The organism is Streptomyces sp. NPDC054961 (assembly GCF_053609145.1).
Map to the genome: position 1 here is coordinate 30,973 of NZ_JBSGWY010000052.1, position 16,644 is coordinate 47,616.

The following is a 16,644-nucleotide window of genomic DNA, read 5'->3' on the forward strand; positions in this document are numbered from 1 at the left end:
CCCCGCGTGGGGTGCTCCGCCCCCCCCCCCCGGCCCCCCCGCCGGGCCCGGGGGGGCGCGCGCCCCCCCCCCGCCGCCCGGGCCCGGGCCGTCAGAAGGCCAGCGGGAAGAGGGTCGCGTAGTCGCCCGTGCGGGCCGCGCGCAGGGTGGCGAGGGTGCGCAGGGGGGTGTGGTCGGACGTGGTCAGGGCTTGGGGGGTCTCCGCGCAGCGGTCGCCCGAGCAGAGGCCCGCGCGGGTCCAGCCGGCCGCGGCGTCGGCGCTCGGGCGCTCCGCCCAGACGCCCAGGACCGAGGCCTCGAAGGAGGCGTCCTTGCCCGCGCGGTAGACGCCGTCGGCCACCCGCTGGGCGGAGGCCTCGGCCGCCGCCTGGCGGGCCAGCTCCGGGTCCCCGCACCGGTCGGCGGCGGCCCGCAGCCAGGCGGCGCGGACCACCGAGTGCCCGGCGTCCGGGGCGGTGCGCGCGGCGGCGGCCCGAGCGGCCGTGCGGTAGACCGAACCGGCCTGGCAGACGAGGGCCTCGGCCTCGGGGGAACCGCTCAGGTCGACGGCGGTCAGGAGCAGGCGGGCGTCGTCCTCGGGCTTCAGGCCGGTGACGGAGGGGGCGGGCAGCGCCTCGTCGACGGCGCGGGCGGCCGCGGCGCCCAGGGCCCGGGAGATCAGGCGCAGGTCGACGCGTTCCACCAGGGCGGCCGTGTCGTACGGGGCCTTGCGGCCGGCCGCGGCGGGCAGCCAGACCTCGCGGATCTGCCGCTCGATGCCGGGGGCGAACTCGGCCGTGCTGCCGCTCCGCGCGGCGAGCGCGACGGCGGCGGCGGTGGCGCCCAGGGCGCCGTCGGCAGCCTGTTCCGCGGGCCAGCCGGCCCGGGAGTGCGCGCCGGCGGCCGGCGCCCGTACCCCGGGGCAGCCCAGGCCCAGCGCGGCGGAGGTCGCCTGCGGATCGCTGCGGGTGGCGCCGGGCAGGGCGATGCCGCCGTCCGGGCGGACCAGACCGGCGCAGGCCGCGGGGTCGAACGCGGGCAGGGCCACCCCCAGTTGCCCGGCGGCGTCGCGCAGGGTGGCTTCGGAGACGAGCCGGACCGGATCGGCGCCGAGCGCGGTGAGCGCGCGGTGGGTCGCGGTGACGAGCCCCGCGGTGTGCGGGGGCACCGCGGCGGAGCCGCGCAGCAGGCCGGCGCTCTGCAGCAGGGCCGCGGTGGCGTTGGGGTTCTGGGCGGCATCGCCCGGGGTCAGGGCCGCCAGGGCGGCGCGGTTGGCCTCGCGGACCGGAGCGGGCACGGGCAGGCCGAGGCGCGTGAGGGCGCGTACGGCCACGGCGGTGGATCCGGGGTCGGCGGCGGTGGCGGCCGGGCCGGTCCGGTAGCCGCCGCCGGTGCGCAGGGATTCCAGCGTGCGGCCGACGCGTTCGCGGTCGGCGCTGCCGCCGGCCGCCAGGAGGGCGTCCACGCTGAGTCCGACCTGGGCGACGGCGGGCAGCCCCGAGGAAGCCATCCGGCCCTCTTGGGCGCCGCCGGTCCACAGGGCGAGCCGGGCCGGGTCCACGTGGACGTCCGGGGTCCCGGCCTGCGCGGCCAGGCGCAAGCGCCAGGAGGTCTCGTAGAGGGAGAAGGGGGAGTTCGCGGCGGACTGGGCGCCGTCCACGAACCAGCCGCGCCCGCCGTCGCTCACCCAGGAGTCGAGGAGCAGTGCGGCGGTGTCCACGGGGGGAACGGCGGCGGGCGCGACGGACCGGCCGGCCGCGGCGCCGTCCGGCTGCGGGGAGCAGGCGCTGACGGCGGCCACGGCGGCGAGGAGCACGGCGGCGCAACGCGCCCGCACCGCTCCCCGGGGGGAGCGGTGCGGGCGCCGGTGGGCAGTGGACATCAGCTGTAGGCCCTGTCCTGGCTGGTCACGGTGAAGAAGGAGGAACCGAACTGGAAGGTTCCGGTGACCGAGTGGCTGATCCGGAAGACGTTGGAGTAGTCGTCCTGGCTGGGCGGGTAGAAGGAGACCTGGTCGTAGGCGTGCTCGCTGTACCAGTTGTTCTGCACGCTGGTGCTCCAGCTCGCCTCGGCGAGGCTGCCGGTGCTCCGGACGGACGCGCCCTGCGGCGCGCCGACCACCCAGAACGGGGCTCCGACGGAACCGATCCGCCAGCTGTCGGTGTGCTCGATGCTGTCGGCGTTGAAGGGGCGGGTGCCGAGCCAGGCCACGTCCGAGGAGGTGTCCGTGAAGATGGCGTAGTACTCCATGAACGGCACCTTGACGAAGCTGGCGCCGGACGCGACGAGCTCGCCCTGGCTGCCGCCCGGGACGTTGATCCGCTCGGACCGCGTGGAGTTCAGCCACTGGTCGCGGACCGGGAAGCCGCTCTGGTCCCCGTGGCCGCCGCCGTCGCCGGCGGCCACGGCCGGGGCCGCGGGGGCCGGGGCCTTGGGCGCCTTCTGGTGCTCGGCGCGGCGCTTTTGGACCTCCGCGACCAGGTCGCGCTTGTTGCGCACCGAGGCCTCGGCGGTGAACACCTTGCCGTGTGCGTCCTCCTTGACCACGACCGTGCCGGGGACCGTGGTGGCGGCCGTCTCGGAACCGGTCGCGCCCTGCGCGATGCCGGCGGCGAGGCCGCCGGTCAGCAGCGCGAACGTCGCTGCGAGTGCGGCGGTGCGCCTGCGCCCGCCGAGGGTGATCCCCATGGTGTGCGTCCCTTTCTGCATGGCGGTGGTATCGGTGGTGGGAGCCGGGGTCACGGGTGCCGGCGGACGAAGATGTCGGGCTGGCCGTTGGTGTCACCGGCCGTCAGGTTCGTGGCGTACGAGGTGAACACCACGGTGGAGGCGTCCTGGTCGGCCTCCGGGAAGTAGCTGGCCGCGTTGCCCTGCTCGCCCGTGCTGGAGACGCTCTCGCGGCGCAGCTCGCCGCCGGGCAGGTCGGCGACGAAGATGTCGCGGACCTCGTTGGTGTCGCCGCCGACCAGGTTGGGGCCGGAGGAGGACATCGGGATGTGCAGGGCGTCGCCGGTGATGCTGGCCCAGAACGTGCCACCGGGGGCGGGGATGCCGTCGGCGCCCTTGTCGATCAGGCGCAGTTCACCGGTCTGCAGGTCCTGCAGGTAGGTGTGGTTCTGGCCGGTCGCCGGGCTCTGTGCCGTCAGGTTCGTGGCGTGGGAGTTGAGCACGGTGTAGCGGTTGTCGTCACTGATCGTGCCGCCGATGGTGATCTGGTCCGACTCGACGCCCGTGGGCGACACCGACAGCCGGGTGGTCCTTCCGGTGGCGAGCTCGTGCAGGAACTCGTCGACCTTGTGGTTGGTGTCCCCGGGCGCGATGTTCGTCGCGTTGGAGAAGAAGGTGACGAATTTTCCGTCGGCGCTGATCTGGGTGCCGTCGGAGGCGGCGTCGCCGGGGGTTCCGTCGGCGGCCCGGCTGGTGCGGACGATCGCGCCGGTGTTCATGTCGCGGACCACGGTGTCCCACACGCTGGCGGGGGTGTCGCCGGGGATCAGGTTGTCGGCGGAGGTCGCGAAGGCGACGTACCGTCCGTCGGCGGTGATCGTCGGGCGCATGCTGTCGCCGTTGCCCTGGGTTCCGTCGGCCGCCGCCGAGACGAGGACCGTCTGGCCGGTGCACAGGTCCGTGCGGAAGATGTGGGACTTGCCGTCGGTGCCGCCGGACACCAGGTTGGTGGAGTCGGCGGAGTAGACGACGTAGCGCCCGTTCGCGCTGATGATCGGGTCGATGCCGGTGCAGCCGTTGGACTCGGCGCCGCGGCCCTCGTTCACGCGCGTGGTGGTGCCGCGGTTCACGTCCCGCAGGAAGATGTCGCTGCAGTCGTTGCGGTCTCCGCGGACCAGGTTACTGGCGTGCGAGGCGAAGACGACCAGGCGCCCGTCTCCGCTGATCGAGGCCCTCTCGCTGGGGCCGTTGGCCGGCTGCCCGCCCACGCCCACGCTCACGAGCAGCGTGTCGTCGGTCGTGGCGGGGCCGGGCCGTCCTGCGGCGGGCGCGGGGGCGGCGGCCACCGCGACAAGCGTGAGCGCCGTGCCCAGCATCGCTGCGCACGCGGCCCGGACGCGGCCCGGTCGGTCCTTTCTCATGCATGCCTCCTCGTACACCGCTCGGCCAGGCGGCCGTTCGGTCGCGCAGAGACTCACACCGCGACCTCGCGATTGGCTTAAGAAGGCCTTGACGGCCGGAACGGACGCCGAAGCGGCCGCCGTGCCCCGGGCGCGGCACAGCCACCCGGGTCCGCGGGGGAATGGAGAACCCGAGTGGCTGCGGCTGCTGGGGCTACGGCGGCCGTGGGCCGCGTCGTGGCCGAATGCGGCTGCCCGCGGTGCGGCTACTTCAGGGCCGCGCCGACGCGGGTGGCGCAGCCGAGGCGCTCGCCGATGGCCGTCAGTACGGCCTGGAGGCGGCGCTCGAGCCGGGCTTCGACGCCGATCTGGGCGACCTTCTGGCCGAACCGGCTGGAGTTCGGCACCAGGTTGTGGACGCGCAGGACGAGCTGGGTGCCCCCGTCGGCCGGTTCGACGGTGTAGGTGCCCCCGTACCAGGTCTGCACGCGCACGCTGTGCGCCTCGCGGTCGACGTCGACCTCCAGGTAGTCCTCGCCCGAGTCGCCGAACCGGCCGGTGAACTTCGCGGGCCCGCCCTCGAGCGTCAGCCCGCCGGTCTCCTTGGCGTGGTCACCGGCGAGCACCAGGGCGTTGCCCTCCACCCCGGCATCGCCTTCCCGGACGTCCAGCAGGACCTGGGCCACCTGCTCGGCCGGCGCGTCCACGGTCCCCGTGACGATCCACTTGGCCTGCTCCGCCATCGACATGTTCATCGCTTCCCCTCATCGTTAAGCTATTCCTACACGTGGGACTTCTCCATGGATGGGAAATCTCGATTCATCGAAATAAATGGTGCTCCCGGAGGTGCCACATGTCAACTCTTCCAAGTACCCCCAGGTCAGAGCTGATTGCCCGGATCGAGGACGGGGTGCGCGACAACGGCGGACGCGGCCAACTGCTCCACCAGGCCATCGCCCAGCACTTCGGCCTGAACCCGACGGACATGAAGTGCGTGGACCTGGCGAGAACCGAACCCCGGCTGACGGCGGGGCGGCTCGCCGAGATCACGGGGATGAGCACGTCGGCGACGACGGCGGTGCTCGACCGGATGGAACGGGCCGGGTTCATCGAGCGGGTGCGCGATCCCGAGGACCGCCGCAGGGTGATCGTCGTGTCCACGGGACGCCGCGAGCAGGAGGTCGCCGAGGCGTTCCTCCCGCTCAAGGACGCGATGCGCTCGCTGCTGGAGTCGTACGACGACGCGCAGCTGGAGGTGCTCGACGCGTTCACCTCGCGGGTGAACCAGCTGCTCAGGGAGGTGACCCGGGAGATCCCGGGCGGCGGCGCGGGAAGCGGCCCGACGGGCGGCCGGGCAGGCGGCCCGACGGGCGGCGCAGGCGGCCCGGCAGGCGGCCGGGCAGGCGGCGCGACGGGCGGCCGGGCAGGCGGCGCGACGGGCGGCCGGGCAGGCCGGGGAGGGGCGGCCCCGGCCGCACCCGGGCCCGCCCCTGCCTCCTCCCCCGAGGTCCCGCCGTCCGGTTCCGTCACCAGGCGACGGGTAGCGAGCTGACCCCGCGGATCATGCCGCCGCCCCAGACGAGCTCCTCCTCCGCGATCGCGAGCCGCAGCCCCGGGAAGCGGCGCAGCAGGGCTCCGAAGGCCACTTGGAGCTCGATGCGCGCGAGGGGTGCGCCCAGGCAGCGGTGAATGCCGTGGCCGAAGGCGATGTGCCGGTTCTCCGCCCGGGTGAGGTCCAGCTCGTCCGCGCCGGGGAAGACGGCCCCGTCCCGGTTGGCGGAGGCCGTCGAGGGGATGACGGCCTCACCGGGCTTGACGATCACGGAGCCGACCTTGACCTCCTCGGTGGCGATCCGGATGGTGCCGCCGCTGACCGGCCCCGGGGTCCAGCGCAGCAGTTCCTCCACGGCGGCGAGCGGGAACTGCGCCGCCCCGCGCAGGGGGTCGAGCTGTTCGGGGTGGCGCAGCAGCGCCACCATCGAGTTCGCGAAGGAGTTGGCCACCGTGTGGTAGCCGGCGGTGATCAGGGTCGCCGCGGCGGCGATCAGCTCGCCCGGGCTCACCCGGTCCTGCGCCTGCGCCTCGACCAGGGTGCTCAGCAGGTCCTCACCCGGTACCCGGCGCTTCACCTCGACGAGCTCCGCGAGGTACTCGGCCAGCCGGGTCCTCGCGTCGGTGACGGCGCCGGCCGCGCTCGGCGCGAGCGTCAGCGCCGCGTCGGTCCAGTCCCGGAACGCCTCCCGGTCCGCCTCGGGGACGCCGAGGAGGTCGCAGATGACGGTGATCGGCAGCGGCCTGGCCAGCATCGGGACCAGGTCGGCGGGCTGCCCGGACTCCTCCATGACGTCGAGGAGTTCCTCGGTGGTGCGCACGATGCCCGCGCGCATCCGCTCGGCCTGCCGGCCGGTGAACACCGAGGCGAGCAGCTTGCGCAGCCGGGTGTGGTCGGGCGGGTCCATCGCCATGATGGAGTCCGGCTCGGGACTGGCCGGGCCGAGCCGCGGGGCCCCCGGTCGGGTGGCGGCCGCGCGGCTCAGCCGGGCGTCGTTGAGTACCGCGCGCACGTCTTCGTACTGCGTGGCGATCCAGGCCCAGTCCCCGGTCGGCAGCTCCACCCGGGCCACCGGACAGGTCTCGCGCAGCTGCTGGAACTCCGGTGGCGGGGTGAAGAGCTGACTGAGCTGGAACGGGAAGCGCAGCCCCCCGGTGTCGTCGGACACAGCCTTCCTCCCAGAGAGGATTCGTTGACGTGCGGCGCGTTCAGGAGGGTGGGCGGGGTCAGTTCTCCACAGCCATCTGGCCCATCATTCCCATGTTGAGATGGCCCATCAGGTGGCAGTGGAACATGAACAGCCCGGTGTAGTCGGTGAATTTGATCTTGAACTTGACGGTCTTGCCGGGCATGACCGTGACGGTGTCCTTCAGGCCCGCCTCGCCGGGCGCGGGCGCCACGCCGTCGCGCTCCACGACCTGGAAGTGCTCCAGGTGCGTGTGCATGGAGTGCGGGATGCCGAAGCGGACGTCGGTGTTCTCGACGGTCCACAGCTCGGTGACCCCGACCTTGGGGCGCAGGTCCACCCGGTTGACGTCGAAGTGCTGCCCGTTGATCAGGTGGTGCCCGGTCGCCGGGTCGAAGTTCATGACGAACTTGCGCTCCACGGTGGGCGTGCCGATGTCCGGGTTCGGCCGCAGGATGTCGGGCACGCGGCTCGGGTCGGCGGCCCGCCGCACGACGTCGAAGCGCATGACCTCGGGGGCCTCGCCGGCGAAGCCGATGAGGTTGCGCAGGACGATCTTCGAGCCGACCGGGTAGCGCGAGAAGTCGATGACGATCTCCTGGCGCTCGGCGGGCCAGATCTCCAGCACGCGCGCGGACACCGGGGCGGGCAGCAGGCCGCCGTCGGAGCCGATGTGCGTCATCTCGTCGCCCTCGCCGAGCTGGAGCAGGAACGCGCGCTCGTTGGAGGTGTTCGCCAGCCGGAAGCGGTACTTGCGCGCGGCGACCTCGTAGTACGGGCGCGGGGCGCCGTTCACCAGGATCGTCGAGCGGGTCATGAACCCGTCCGGTTCGTAGACCAGCGAGCCGTCGTCGGCGAACCGCGCGTCGCGCAGGTGCAGCGGCACGTCGTACTGGCCCTTGGGCAGCGGGAGCCGCTCCTCGAAGTCGTCCGTGAGGATGTACGAGGCGGCGAGACCGCGGTAGATGTTCTCGGCGTGCGCGTCGTGGGAGTGGTCGTGCATCCACATCGTCGAGGCGCGCTGGCTGTTGGGGTAGTAGAAGACCCTGTTGCCGCCGGGCGACACCTGGTTGTTGGGGTGGCCGTCCGAGGACGCCGGGACGTGGCCGCCGTGCAGGTGCATGGAGAAGGGCACGTCGAGGGCGTTGACCTGCTCGATGACGACGGGCCGGCCGCGGGTGGCCCGGATGACCGGCATCAGCTCGCCGTTGAAGAGCCGCATCTTCGTCCGGGTGCCCGCGAAGATGGTCTTCTCCACCTCGCTGGTCGTCAGCCGGTAGACGTCGTACCCGGCCCAGGCCCCGCCGCCGCGCCCGTGGGACGCGGGGCGCAGCACCTTGGGTATCCGCAGCGGTACGGCGAAGAGGCTCGCCGGCCCGGCCGCGGCCGTGGTGCCGGCGAGGGCGACCCCGGCGGGGGCCGCCGCGGCGATCAGACCGGTGGCTGCGCCTGCCTTGATCAGTTGTCTGCGCGTCAGCACGCTCTCTCCTCTTCCCGGGTGTCTCCTCAGCGCATTCAGGCCGAGTCGGCTCGCTCCGCGCTAGAGCGCCGATGGTGCGCACCGGCCGCGCGGGGGACGGTTTTCAGCCGCGGTGGATCTTGTGGTGGGCCGCCTGGGCGCGCGGCCGGACCACCAGCAGGTCGATGTTGACGTGGCTGGGGCGGGTCACCGCCCAGGCCACGGTGTCGGCGACGTCCTGGGCGGTCAGCGGCTGCGCGACGCCGTCGTACACCGCGGCGGCCCGCTCGGCGTCGCCGCGGAACCGGTTGAGCGCGAACTCCTCGGTCCGGACGAGGCCGGGCGCGACCTCGATCACCCGTACGGGGCTGCCGCACAGTTCCAGCCGCAGCGTGCCGGCCAGGGCGTGCGCGCCGTGCTTGGCGGCCACGTAGCCGCCGCCGCCCTCGTAGGGCAGGAGGCCGGCCGTGGAGGAGAGGACGAGGACGGTGCCGTCGCCGGAGGCGACGAGGGCGGGCAGCAGTGCCTGGGTGACGTGCAGGGCCCCGACCACGTTCACCGCGAACATCGCCGTCCAGTCGTCCGGGTCGGCCTCGGCGACGGTCTCGGTGCCGATCGCGCCGCCCGCGATGTTCAGCAGGACGTCCACCCGGTCCAGGCCGTCCGCGAAGTCCCGTACCGCTCCGCGGTCGGTGACGTCCAGGGCGTGCGCCACGGCCTCGTGCCCGGCCCCGGTCAGCTCCTCGGCGAGCGCCTCGACGCGGTCCTTGCGCCGCGCGGTGAGCACCACCCGGTAGCCCTCGGCGGCGAGCCGGCGCGCGGTCGCGGCGCCGATCCCGCTGCTCGCACCGGTGACGACCGCGGTACGGGTGGACATGGAGCCTCCTGCTGGGCGTGTCGCCGGTTCTCGTGACCCGCCGCATCGTGCCGAAGACCGCTAGAGAACGCCTGCATCCGGTCTCGCACGGGAGCCCCGCGCGGCCCGGTGGCGGGCCCCGCTCTCGATAAGGCCTGAAGTCGCTCTTGAGGCGCTCTGCGGAGCATGCCGCATCCCGGACAACCAATCCGCACCCCCGGGTGCCAGCAGCGTCGCGGCCGGCATGGCCGGGACGGAGGAGGAACCGCAGATGCACGCGACCCCAAGCGCCGCGGACTCGCAGGGTTCTGGGCACGGACTCGCACGACGCAGACTAATGATCGGCATGGGCGCGGGGGCCGCGACCCTGCTGTCGGCCACCCCCGCCCTGGCCCACGGCGGGCAGGACGAACGCCACCGCTCCGACACGGCCGTGATCGGCGCCGTCGCCACCGTCGACGGGATCCGGCTGACCACGGACCGGGTGCCCGCGGGCCCGGTGACCCTCGTGGCGAGCACCACGGACGAGAAGGTCCAGCGCCCGCTGGGGCTCGTCCGGCTGCGCGCCGGCGTCACCCTGACGGCCTTCCTGACGCACTACCAGACCGCCGCCACCTCCACGGACCCGGCCGCGCGGCACGCCGCGCTGGCGCTCATCGACTCCGAGGCGCAGTACTTCGGCGGGCCCGCCGTCACCAAGGCCAGCGGGAAGATCGAGATCTCCTGGATCCTCACCCCCGGCACGTACCACCTGCTCGACTACACGCTGCTGAACCCGGCCCGCCCCGAGCTCGTGCGCAGCATCCAGGTCGGCGCGCCGACGCGCGCCGCCGTCGCGATTCCCCGCTGGGCCCCGGAACTCATCGCCGCGTACGACGAGGGCCCGCTCGGCCGCTACCTGATCGGCAACACCCTGAACGCACGGGGCGAGTTCACCGTCGTGAACCAGACCTCTCAGCTCAACGAAGTGATGTTCCTGCGGGTGACCCCGGGGGCCAGTGCCGCCGACGTCGCCGCGTGCATGGACGCGCTGGCCCACGGCCAACAGCCGTCCGTGTACCCGTTCAGCGGCGTTCCGTCCGGAATCACCCCCCTCTCCCCCGGCTCGACTGCCGTTCTTTCCCAGTCACTTGAGCCCGGGCAGTACCTGGTGACCTCCTTCATCAGTAACCGTGAAACGCTGATCAAGCGGGCGTTCGAAGGCATGTGGAAGCTCATCACCCTGCGCTGACCTGCCGTTGCCTGTCCTTCATCAGTCCACGAGAGAGAGATGAGCACACATATGAGGACGGTGGTCCCACGAGACGGACGGCGGCGGATCCTGCTGTCTACGGTCTCCTCGGATTCCCATACCTGGAATCTCGTCTTCCTGCAGCTTCTGCTCGAGGAGATGGGCAATGAGGTCGTCAATCTCGGACCGTGCGTCCCCGACCAGCTGCTGATCGACTCGGTGCGCAGGATCCGCCCCGACGCAGTGGTCATCAGCACCGTCAACGGCCACGGCTGCCTCGACGGCGCCCGGATGATACGCGCGCTCCGCGCGGACGCGGTGGCCGGGGAGACGCCGGTGATCATCGGCGGCAAGCTGGGGATCACCGGCGGCACCGGCGACCAGGCCGCCCAGGAGCTCGTAGAGGCCGGATTCGACGCGGTGTTCACCGATACCGCGGACCCCTCCCTGGTCAGCCGGCTGCTCGGTTCGCTGCCCGGCGGGACCCCGGAGGCCGCCCTGTCCCTGCCGGCGGAGCGCAGCGCCGAGGCCAGGCCGGAGCAGCACCGCGCGACGGAGGGAAGAGCGCTATGACGCAGATGCTTCCGCACGGAGGCAACGGCCCTGCCGAGGCCAACCGCCCCGCCGACCTGGGAGACTTCGTACGGCGGTCGGCGGCCGCGGGCCGGCTGGTGGTCCAGCCGCGCATGGGCATGGCGGACGCCGACACGATGGCGGCCGGACTGCGCGCCGTCCGTGCGCTGCCCTTCCCCACGGTCGGGACCATCACCCTCGACGCCTACACGCGCGTCGGGGAGCACGACCACGCGCGGGCGGCGCTCGCCGCGGGCAACGGGCTCAACGGCTTCCCCATCGTGGTCCACGGACCACGGACCACCATCAGGGTGGCCGCCGAGGGCGCGGGCCGGCCGGTCCAGGTCCGGCACGGCTCGGCCACCCCCCGGGCGATCTTCCGGACGATGGCCGAGGCCGGGCTGTCCGCGAGCGAGGGCGGTCCGGTCTCGTACTGCCTGCCCTACGGACGGACCCCGCTCGCCACCTCCGTCACCAACTGGCGCGAGGCGACGTCGGAGTTCGCGGAACTCAGCAGCGCGGGCGGCCTGCGCGCCCATCTGGAGACCTTCGGCGGCTGCCTGATGGGGCAGCTGTGCCCGCCGTCCCTCCTCGTCGCGATGAGCCTGCTCGAAGCGCTCTTCTTCGCCCAGCAGGGAGTCCCGAGCGTCTCGCTGAGCTACGCGCAGCAGACCGACGTGCGCCAGGACGTCGAGGCACTCACCGCCCTGCGCATGCTGGCCGCCGAATGGCTGCCCGAGGGCATCGACTGGCACATCGTGCTCTACACGTACATGGGCGTCTTCCCCGGCACCCAGCAGGGCGCGCAGCTCCTGATGGACCGCAGCGCCGAACTCGCCGTCCGCGGCGGCGCCCAGCGGATGATCGTCAAGACGCCGGTGGAGGCCATCCGGCTGCCCACCGTCGAGGAGAACCTGGCCTCGCTGCGCTCCGCCTCGGCGCTCTCCTCCCGCGCCCGGTCCGAGAGCCAGATCCCCTGGGGCCACGAGGTCGACCCGGGCGAGGTGCTGGCCGAGGCCCGCGCCATGATCGAGGCGACCCTCTCGCTGAGCAGCGACGTCGGCGAGGCGCTGGTACGGGCCTTCTCGGCCGGGATCCTGGACGTGCCGTTCTGCCTGCACGAGGACAACAAGGGCCTGACGCAGGCGGCCATCGACGGCGAGGGCCGGCTGTACTGGACCCGGACCGGCCGGCTGCCCCTGCCCGCGGCCCGCCGCACGGCGCCGCAGGGCGCGGTCACCGCCGACCGCCTGCTGCAGATGCTCCGGTACACCGCGGACCGCCACGACCTGCTGGGTCTGGACGCCGCCGCGGAGGCCGACTGGACCGGCGCCCCGCTCGAACTGCCCGACGCCAAGGACGAGGAGCCGTACCGCATCGCCGTGGTGGGCGCGGGGCCGCGGGGCCTGTCCGTGCTCGAACGGCTCGCCGCCCGTCTCTCGGAGAAGCCGCCGGGGCGTCCGGTGGAGGTCTACGCCGTGGACGCCCACCAGGTCGGCACCGGGCGGATCTGGCGGACCGACCAGCCCGACTGGTCCCTGATGAACACGGTGTCCGGCGAGGTCACCATCTTCTCGGGCCGGCCCGACGGCGGCCCGCACCGGGCCGGCGCGGGACCCTCGCTGTACGAGTGGTGGCGCACCATCGACCCGGAGGCGGCCGACGCGGACGAGTGCGCCTCGCGCGCCGTCTACGGCCGCTACCTCTCCTACGCGCTGGACCGCGTCGAGCAGGGTCTTCCGGCCGACGTCCTGCGGCTGCGCCGGATATCGGGGCAGTCCGTCGAAGCCATGGAGAAGGAGCCGGACGGCGGGTACCTGCTCTCCCTGAGCGACGGCCGCCACCTGCGGGCCGACCGCGTGGTGCTGGCGACCGGGCACCCGCTGCCCGAGCTCCGCTCCGACCAGCAGGAGCTGGCCGCGTTCGCCGACAACCACCCCCACCTGCGCTACGTGCGCGGCGACTCGGCGATCGACATGCCGCTGGACGGCATCGAGCCGGGATCCCGTGTCGGCATCCTGGGCCTCGGGCTGTCCTTCTACGACGTGGTCTCCGCGCTCACCACCGGCCGCGGCGGCCGCTACGTACCGAACGGCGGCGGTGGGGCCGAGGGGCTGCGCTACCTCCCCAGCGGGCGGGAGCCGCAGCTGGTCGCGGGTTCGCGCGGCGGGGTGCCGCTGCTGGCCCGGGGCCGCAATCAGAAGGGCCCGCACTACACCTACCGTCCGCGGCTGTTCACGCACGAGCGGATGCGCGCCCTGCGCGACCGCGGACGCCTGGACTTCCGGCGCGACGTGCTGCCCTGGCTGCTGACCGAGGTGGGGCTGGTCTACTACTCCACCTACCTCAAGGGCCTCTACGGTCCGGACATCGCGGAGAAGTTCGCCAACGAGGTGCAGGACGTCGTCCTGCACGACCCGGGCGACCCCGGGGTCGTACTGGCCCGGGTGGCCGCCCACCGGGGCATGGGCGACCTGCCCCCGGTGGACATCGAGGCCTGGGCGCGGCCGTTCCGCGGCCGCCGCTTCGCCGGGGCCGAGGAATTCCAGCGGGAACTGGTCTCGTTCCTGCTCAATGACCTGGAGCTGGCGCGCGAGGGCAATTCCGAGGGCCCGGTGAAGGCCTGCCTGGACGCCATCCGCGATGTCCGCGGGGTGATCCGCACCGCCGTGGACTTCTCCGGGCTCACGCCGGCCTCCCACAGCCGGGACTTCCTCCAGGAGTTCGTACCGCTCGTCTCCCAGCTGACGACGGGTCCGCCGATGGTCCGGCTGTACGAGGTCCTCGCGCTGATGGAGTCGGGCGTACTGCGGATCGCGGGGCCGGGCGTGCGCTTCGCCGCCGACCCGGGGGCAGCGTCCGGGGCCGGACGTTTCACCATCGAGTCCCCGCAGGTGGCCGGCAGCCTCACCCTGCTGGACGCGGTGGTCGACGCCCGCATACCCGAACCCGACCTGCGCCGCAGGCCGGGCGGTCTGAACTCGCGGCTCTACGAGTCCGGCTTACTGACCGCCTACGTCAACCGGGACCACGACGGCGAGGAGTTCGCCACCGGCGGGGTGCACGTCACCGGCTCCCCGTTCCACCCGGTGCGCGCCGACGGAAGGCCCGAGGAGGGCGTCTACGTCCTGGGCATCCCGGCCGAGTTCACCCGCTGGTTCACCCAGGTGGGCAGCGCGCGGCCCGGGGTCTGGGGCGAGTTCCTGAACGACGCCGACGCGATCGCCGAGGACGCGCTGTCCGGGGCCCGCAGGCAGGGCAGCGAGTACAGCGGCCTGGTGGTCGGCAAGCGCTGGCGGGGCATCCTCTCCGCCGAGGACGAGGAGGACCAGCGGTGACCGCGCGGGCGTCCTTACCGGCGCGGGCGCGCCCCGCACCTCCCGTCGAGGACGCCGACGCCGCCGCCGCCCCGTACTGGGCGGCGCGGCGTACCGCGGCCTCCGACGGCTTCCGCTCCGCCCGTGACCTGCTGCTGCGCCACCGCAGCGACCTCGACACCGCGGCCGGGCTCTTCCGCTGGCCGCGCCCGGAGCACTTCAACTGGGCGCTGGAGTGGTTCGACGTGGTCGCGGCGGGCAATTCCGGTCCCGCGCTGGAGCTGCTGGACCGGGACGGCGGCGCCGAGAGCATCTCGTACGAGGAGCTGTCGCGGCGCTCGGACGCGGTGGCCGTATGGCTCACCGGTCTCGGCGTGCGCCGCGGCGACCGCCTCATGGTGGTCCTCGGGACCCAGCGGGAGCTGTGGGAGGTGCTGCTCGCCGGGATGAAGACCGGCGCGGTGCTGGTGCCGTGCCATCCGGAGCTGACCTCCGCCGAGGCCGCCGACCGGGTCGTCCGGGGGCGCATCGACCACGTGGTGTGCCGGGCCCCGTCAGCGGGCGTCTTCGCGGGCGTGCCGGTGCCCGGGGTACGGATCTGCGTGTCCGGCGCGGTCCCGGGCTGGACGGACTACCGCGACGCGGACGGCGAGACGGGCCGGTTCCTGCCGGACGGGCCGACCCCGTCGCAGGACGTGGCGTTCTGCTACTTCACCTCGGGGACGACCGCGGCGCCCAAGCTGGTGGCGCACACGCACCTCAGCTACCCCGCCGGGCACCTCTCCAGCCTCTACTGGAACGGGCTCCTGCCGGGCGACCGGCACGTCAACGTCTCCTCCCCCGGCTGGGCCAAGCACTCCTGGAGCAGCTTCTTCGTGCCGTGGAACGCCGAGGCCACCATCGTGGCGCTGCCCGAGGGCCCGCCGGACCCCGCCCTGCTCCCGGGGATCCTCCGCGACCGGGCGGCGGACAGCTTCTGTGCTCCGCCGAGCCTGTGGCAGGCCCTGCGGCCGCACCTCGGCGCGGCGGCCCCCCGGCTGCGCGAGGCCACCAGCGCGGGCGAACCGCTGCCGCCGGGCCTCGCGGACGAGATCCGCTCCGCCTGGGGAGTCCCGGTGCGCGACGGCTACGGGCAGACCGAGACCACCGCCCTGATCGGCACCACCCCGGGCACGGCGCCCCGGGCCGGCCTGCTCGGCAGGCCGCTGCCGGGCTACCGGATCGTCCTGTGCGACCCCGAGAGCGGGGAGCCTGCCGAGTCCGGCGAGATCTGCGTCGAGCTCGACGGTGAGCGGCCCGTCGGGGTGATGGCCGGCTACCTGGAGGATCCCGAGCGCACCGAACGGGTGCTCGGGCAGGGCCGGTACGCGACCGGGGACCTCGGGGAGCGGACGCAGGACGGGTGGATCCGCGTGCTGGGGCGGCGCGACGACGTGTTCAAGTCCTACGGGCACCGGGTCTCGCCGTACGAGGCGGAGGCGGCGCTGCGCACCCATCCCGCGGTCGCCGAGGTGGCCGTGGTGCCGGTGGCCCATCCCGAGGGCGGTCTGGTGCCGCTGGCCGTGGTGGTCCCCGCTCCGGGGCACGAGCCGGACGCGGCGCTGGCCGCGGAGATCCTGGCGCACGCCGCCCTGGCCCTGTCCTCGGTGGCCCGGCCGGAGCGGCTGCGGTTCGCGGCCGGTCTGCCGCGCACGGCCTCGTCCAAGATCCGCCGCCAGGCGGTCCGGGAGCTGTACGCCGCGCCCGCGGCCGCCGCCCCGTACCCGTCGGGGACGGGCAGCGGCCCGACGGCCACCGGCGCCGGCTCCACCGGCGTCGGCTCCACCAGTACCCGGGCGGCACCGGCTACACCGTCGACATCCGTGGCACCGCGAGGAACTGGGGAACCGACGAGATGACCGTCACGCAGAACGACACTCCGGCCGGCGCGCCGTTGCTGGTCGAGGGCCTGGACCGGCCCGGCGAGCTGGAGCGGAAGCTGAAGTTCACGCCGATGACCGCCGACGGCCGGGTCGGGGTGGAGGTGTTCCCGCTCTACACGACCGCGCAGACCGGACCGGGCGGCCCCGCCGCCTCCCTGGTCCGGTACCACCCGGGCGCCAGCGCGGCCCCGCACCGGCACACGAGCTTCGAGATCATCCTGGTGCTGGAGGGCGAGCTGATCACCGAGGACGGCCGCCACCCGGCGCATTCGATGCTCGTCATGCCTCCGGGCAGCGTGCACGCGCCGCGCACCGAGCAGGGCGCGCTCATGCTGGTCGTGTGGGAGGCGCCGGTGGAGCCGGCCGAGCCCGTCGACTGACGCCGTACGCGACGGAGGCGGGGCCGGGGGGGGGGGGGGGGGGGGAAGAAAGGGAGAAGCGAGGGGGGAGAGGGAAAACAAAGGGGAGGCCGCACAAGAGGAAAAGGACGACCGCACGCGCC

13 protein-coding genes are annotated in these 16,644 nt (G+C 73.7%); 6 read left to right on the top strand and 7 right to left on the bottom strand.

The window, feature by feature from the left end; translation table 11 throughout:
* Positions 1-91: 91 nt before the first annotated feature.
* The 4 genes from ACWF9Z_RS32255 to ACWF9Z_RS32270 form a co-directional block, all read right to left on the bottom strand.
* Positions 92-1,861 carry a hypothetical protein gene (locus tag ACWF9Z_RS32255; RefSeq protein ID WP_453608194.1) on the bottom strand — a complete coding sequence of 590 codons (1,770 nt, stop codon included), beginning with the start codon at positions 1,859-1,861 and terminating at the stop codon, positions 92-94.
* Complete coding sequence (locus tag ACWF9Z_RS32260; protein WP_453608196.1) at positions 1,861-2,688, bottom strand: hypothetical protein; 828 nt, start codon at positions 2,686-2,688, stop codon at positions 1,861-1,863. The genes ACWF9Z_RS32255 and ACWF9Z_RS32260 overlap by 1 nt, the downstream gene beginning before the upstream one ends.
* Before the next feature lie 29 nt (positions 2,689-2,717).
* A complete protein-coding gene (locus ACWF9Z_RS32265; protein ID WP_453608198.1) occupies positions 2,718-4,067 on the bottom strand; it encodes a TolB family protein in 1,350 nt (449 codons plus the stop codon).
* A 245-nt stretch (positions 4,068-4,312) separates the two neighbouring features.
* Positions 4,313-4,801: an SRPBCC family protein gene (locus tag ACWF9Z_RS32270; RefSeq protein ID WP_453608201.1), complete on the bottom strand. Its 489-nt coding sequence runs from the start codon at positions 4,799-4,801 to the stop codon at positions 4,313-4,315.
* A 98-nt stretch (positions 4,802-4,899) separates the two neighbouring features.
* Here ACWF9Z_RS32270 and ACWF9Z_RS32275 point away from each other — a divergent pair, with 98 nt between their 5' ends.
* Complete coding sequence (locus ACWF9Z_RS32275; RefSeq protein WP_453608204.1) at positions 4,900-5,598, top strand: MarR family winged helix-turn-helix transcriptional regulator; 699 nt, start codon at positions 4,900-4,902, stop codon at positions 5,596-5,598.
* Here ACWF9Z_RS32275 and ACWF9Z_RS32280 read toward each other — a convergent pair.
* The 3 genes from ACWF9Z_RS32280 to ACWF9Z_RS32290 form a co-directional block, all read right to left on the bottom strand.
* Positions 5,573-6,766 carry a cytochrome P450 gene (locus ACWF9Z_RS32280; protein WP_453608207.1) on the bottom strand — a complete coding sequence of 398 codons (1,194 nt, stop codon included), beginning with the start codon at positions 6,764-6,766 and terminating at the stop codon, positions 5,573-5,575. The genes ACWF9Z_RS32275 and ACWF9Z_RS32280 overlap by 26 nt on opposite strands.
* Positions 6,767-6,824: 58 nt before the next feature.
* Positions 6,825-8,264, bottom strand: coding sequence for a multicopper oxidase family protein (locus tag ACWF9Z_RS32285; protein WP_453608209.1), 1,440 nt, complete (start codon positions 8,262-8,264; stop codon positions 6,825-6,827).
* A gap of 103 nt (positions 8,265-8,367) precedes the next feature.
* Positions 8,368-9,120, bottom strand: a complete 753-nt coding sequence (locus tag ACWF9Z_RS32290) for an SDR family NAD(P)-dependent oxidoreductase (RefSeq protein WP_453608212.1) — start codon at positions 9,118-9,120, stop codon at positions 8,368-8,370.
* Between the two features lie 325 nt (positions 9,121-9,445).
* On the opposite strand from ACWF9Z_RS32290, the gene ACWF9Z_RS32295 reads away from it, so the two are divergent.
* The 5 genes from ACWF9Z_RS32295 to ACWF9Z_RS32315 are packed head-to-tail and all read left to right on the top strand — an operon-like array spanning position 9,446 to position 16,522.
* Complete coding sequence (locus ACWF9Z_RS32295) at positions 9,446-10,330, top strand: hypothetical protein (RefSeq protein WP_453608214.1); 885 nt, start codon at positions 9,446-9,448, stop codon at positions 10,328-10,330.
* 51 nt (positions 10,331-10,381) lie between these two features.
* Positions 10,382-10,903, top strand: a complete 522-nt coding sequence (locus ACWF9Z_RS32300; protein ID WP_453608217.1) for a cobalamin B12-binding domain-containing protein — start codon at positions 10,382-10,384, stop codon at positions 10,901-10,903.
* Complete coding sequence (locus ACWF9Z_RS32305) at positions 10,900-14,241, top strand: FAD/NAD(P)-binding protein (protein ID WP_453608220.1); 3,342 nt, start codon at positions 10,900-10,902, stop codon at positions 14,239-14,241. Before ACWF9Z_RS32300 ends, ACWF9Z_RS32305 begins: the two co-directional genes overlap by 4 nt.
* Entirely contained in the window at positions 14,238-16,118 is a 1,881-nt protein-coding gene (locus tag ACWF9Z_RS32310) for an AMP-binding protein (RefSeq protein ID WP_453608223.1), read from the top strand. Before ACWF9Z_RS32305 ends, ACWF9Z_RS32310 begins: the two co-directional genes overlap by 4 nt.
* Positions 16,115-16,522: a cupin domain-containing protein gene (locus ACWF9Z_RS32315; RefSeq protein ID WP_453608225.1), complete on the top strand. Its 408-nt coding sequence runs from the start codon at positions 16,115-16,117 to the stop codon at positions 16,520-16,522. The genes ACWF9Z_RS32310 and ACWF9Z_RS32315 overlap by 4 nt, the downstream gene beginning before the upstream one ends.
* Positions 16,523-16,644 lie beyond the last annotated feature (122 nt).

Coding starts and splice junctions, on each gene's coding strand:
- ACWF9Z_RS32255 (WP_453608194.1), bottom strand. CDS start 1,861: ATGTCCACTGCCCACCGGCGCCCGCACCGCTCCCCCCGGGGAGCGGTG.
- ACWF9Z_RS32260 (WP_453608196.1), bottom strand. CDS start 2,688: ATGCAGAAAGGGACGCACACCATGGGGATCACCCTCGGCGGGCGCAGG.
- ACWF9Z_RS32265 (WP_453608198.1), bottom strand. CDS start 4,067: ATGAGAAAGGACCGACCGGGCCGCGTCCGGGCCGCGTGCGCAGCGATG.
- ACWF9Z_RS32270 (WP_453608201.1), bottom strand. CDS start 4,801: ATGAACATGTCGATGGCGGAGCAGGCCAAGTGGATCGTCACGGGGACC.
- ACWF9Z_RS32275 (WP_453608204.1), top strand. CDS start 4,900: ATGTCAACTCTTCCAAGTACCCCCAGGTCAGAGCTGATTGCCCGGATC.
- ACWF9Z_RS32290 (WP_453608212.1), bottom strand. CDS start 9,120: ATGTCCACCCGTACCGCGGTCGTCACCGGTGCGAGCAGCGGGATCGGC.
- ACWF9Z_RS32295 (WP_453608214.1), top strand. CDS start 9,446: ATGGGCGCGGGGGCCGCGACCCTGCTGTCGGCCACCCCCGCCCTGGCC.
- ACWF9Z_RS32300 (WP_453608217.1), top strand. CDS start 10,382: ATGAGGACGGTGGTCCCACGAGACGGACGGCGGCGGATCCTGCTGTCT.
- ACWF9Z_RS32305 (WP_453608220.1), top strand. CDS start 10,900: ATGACGCAGATGCTTCCGCACGGAGGCAACGGCCCTGCCGAGGCCAAC.
- ACWF9Z_RS32315 (WP_453608225.1), top strand. CDS start 16,115: ATGACCGTCACGCAGAACGACACTCCGGCCGGCGCGCCGTTGCTGGTC.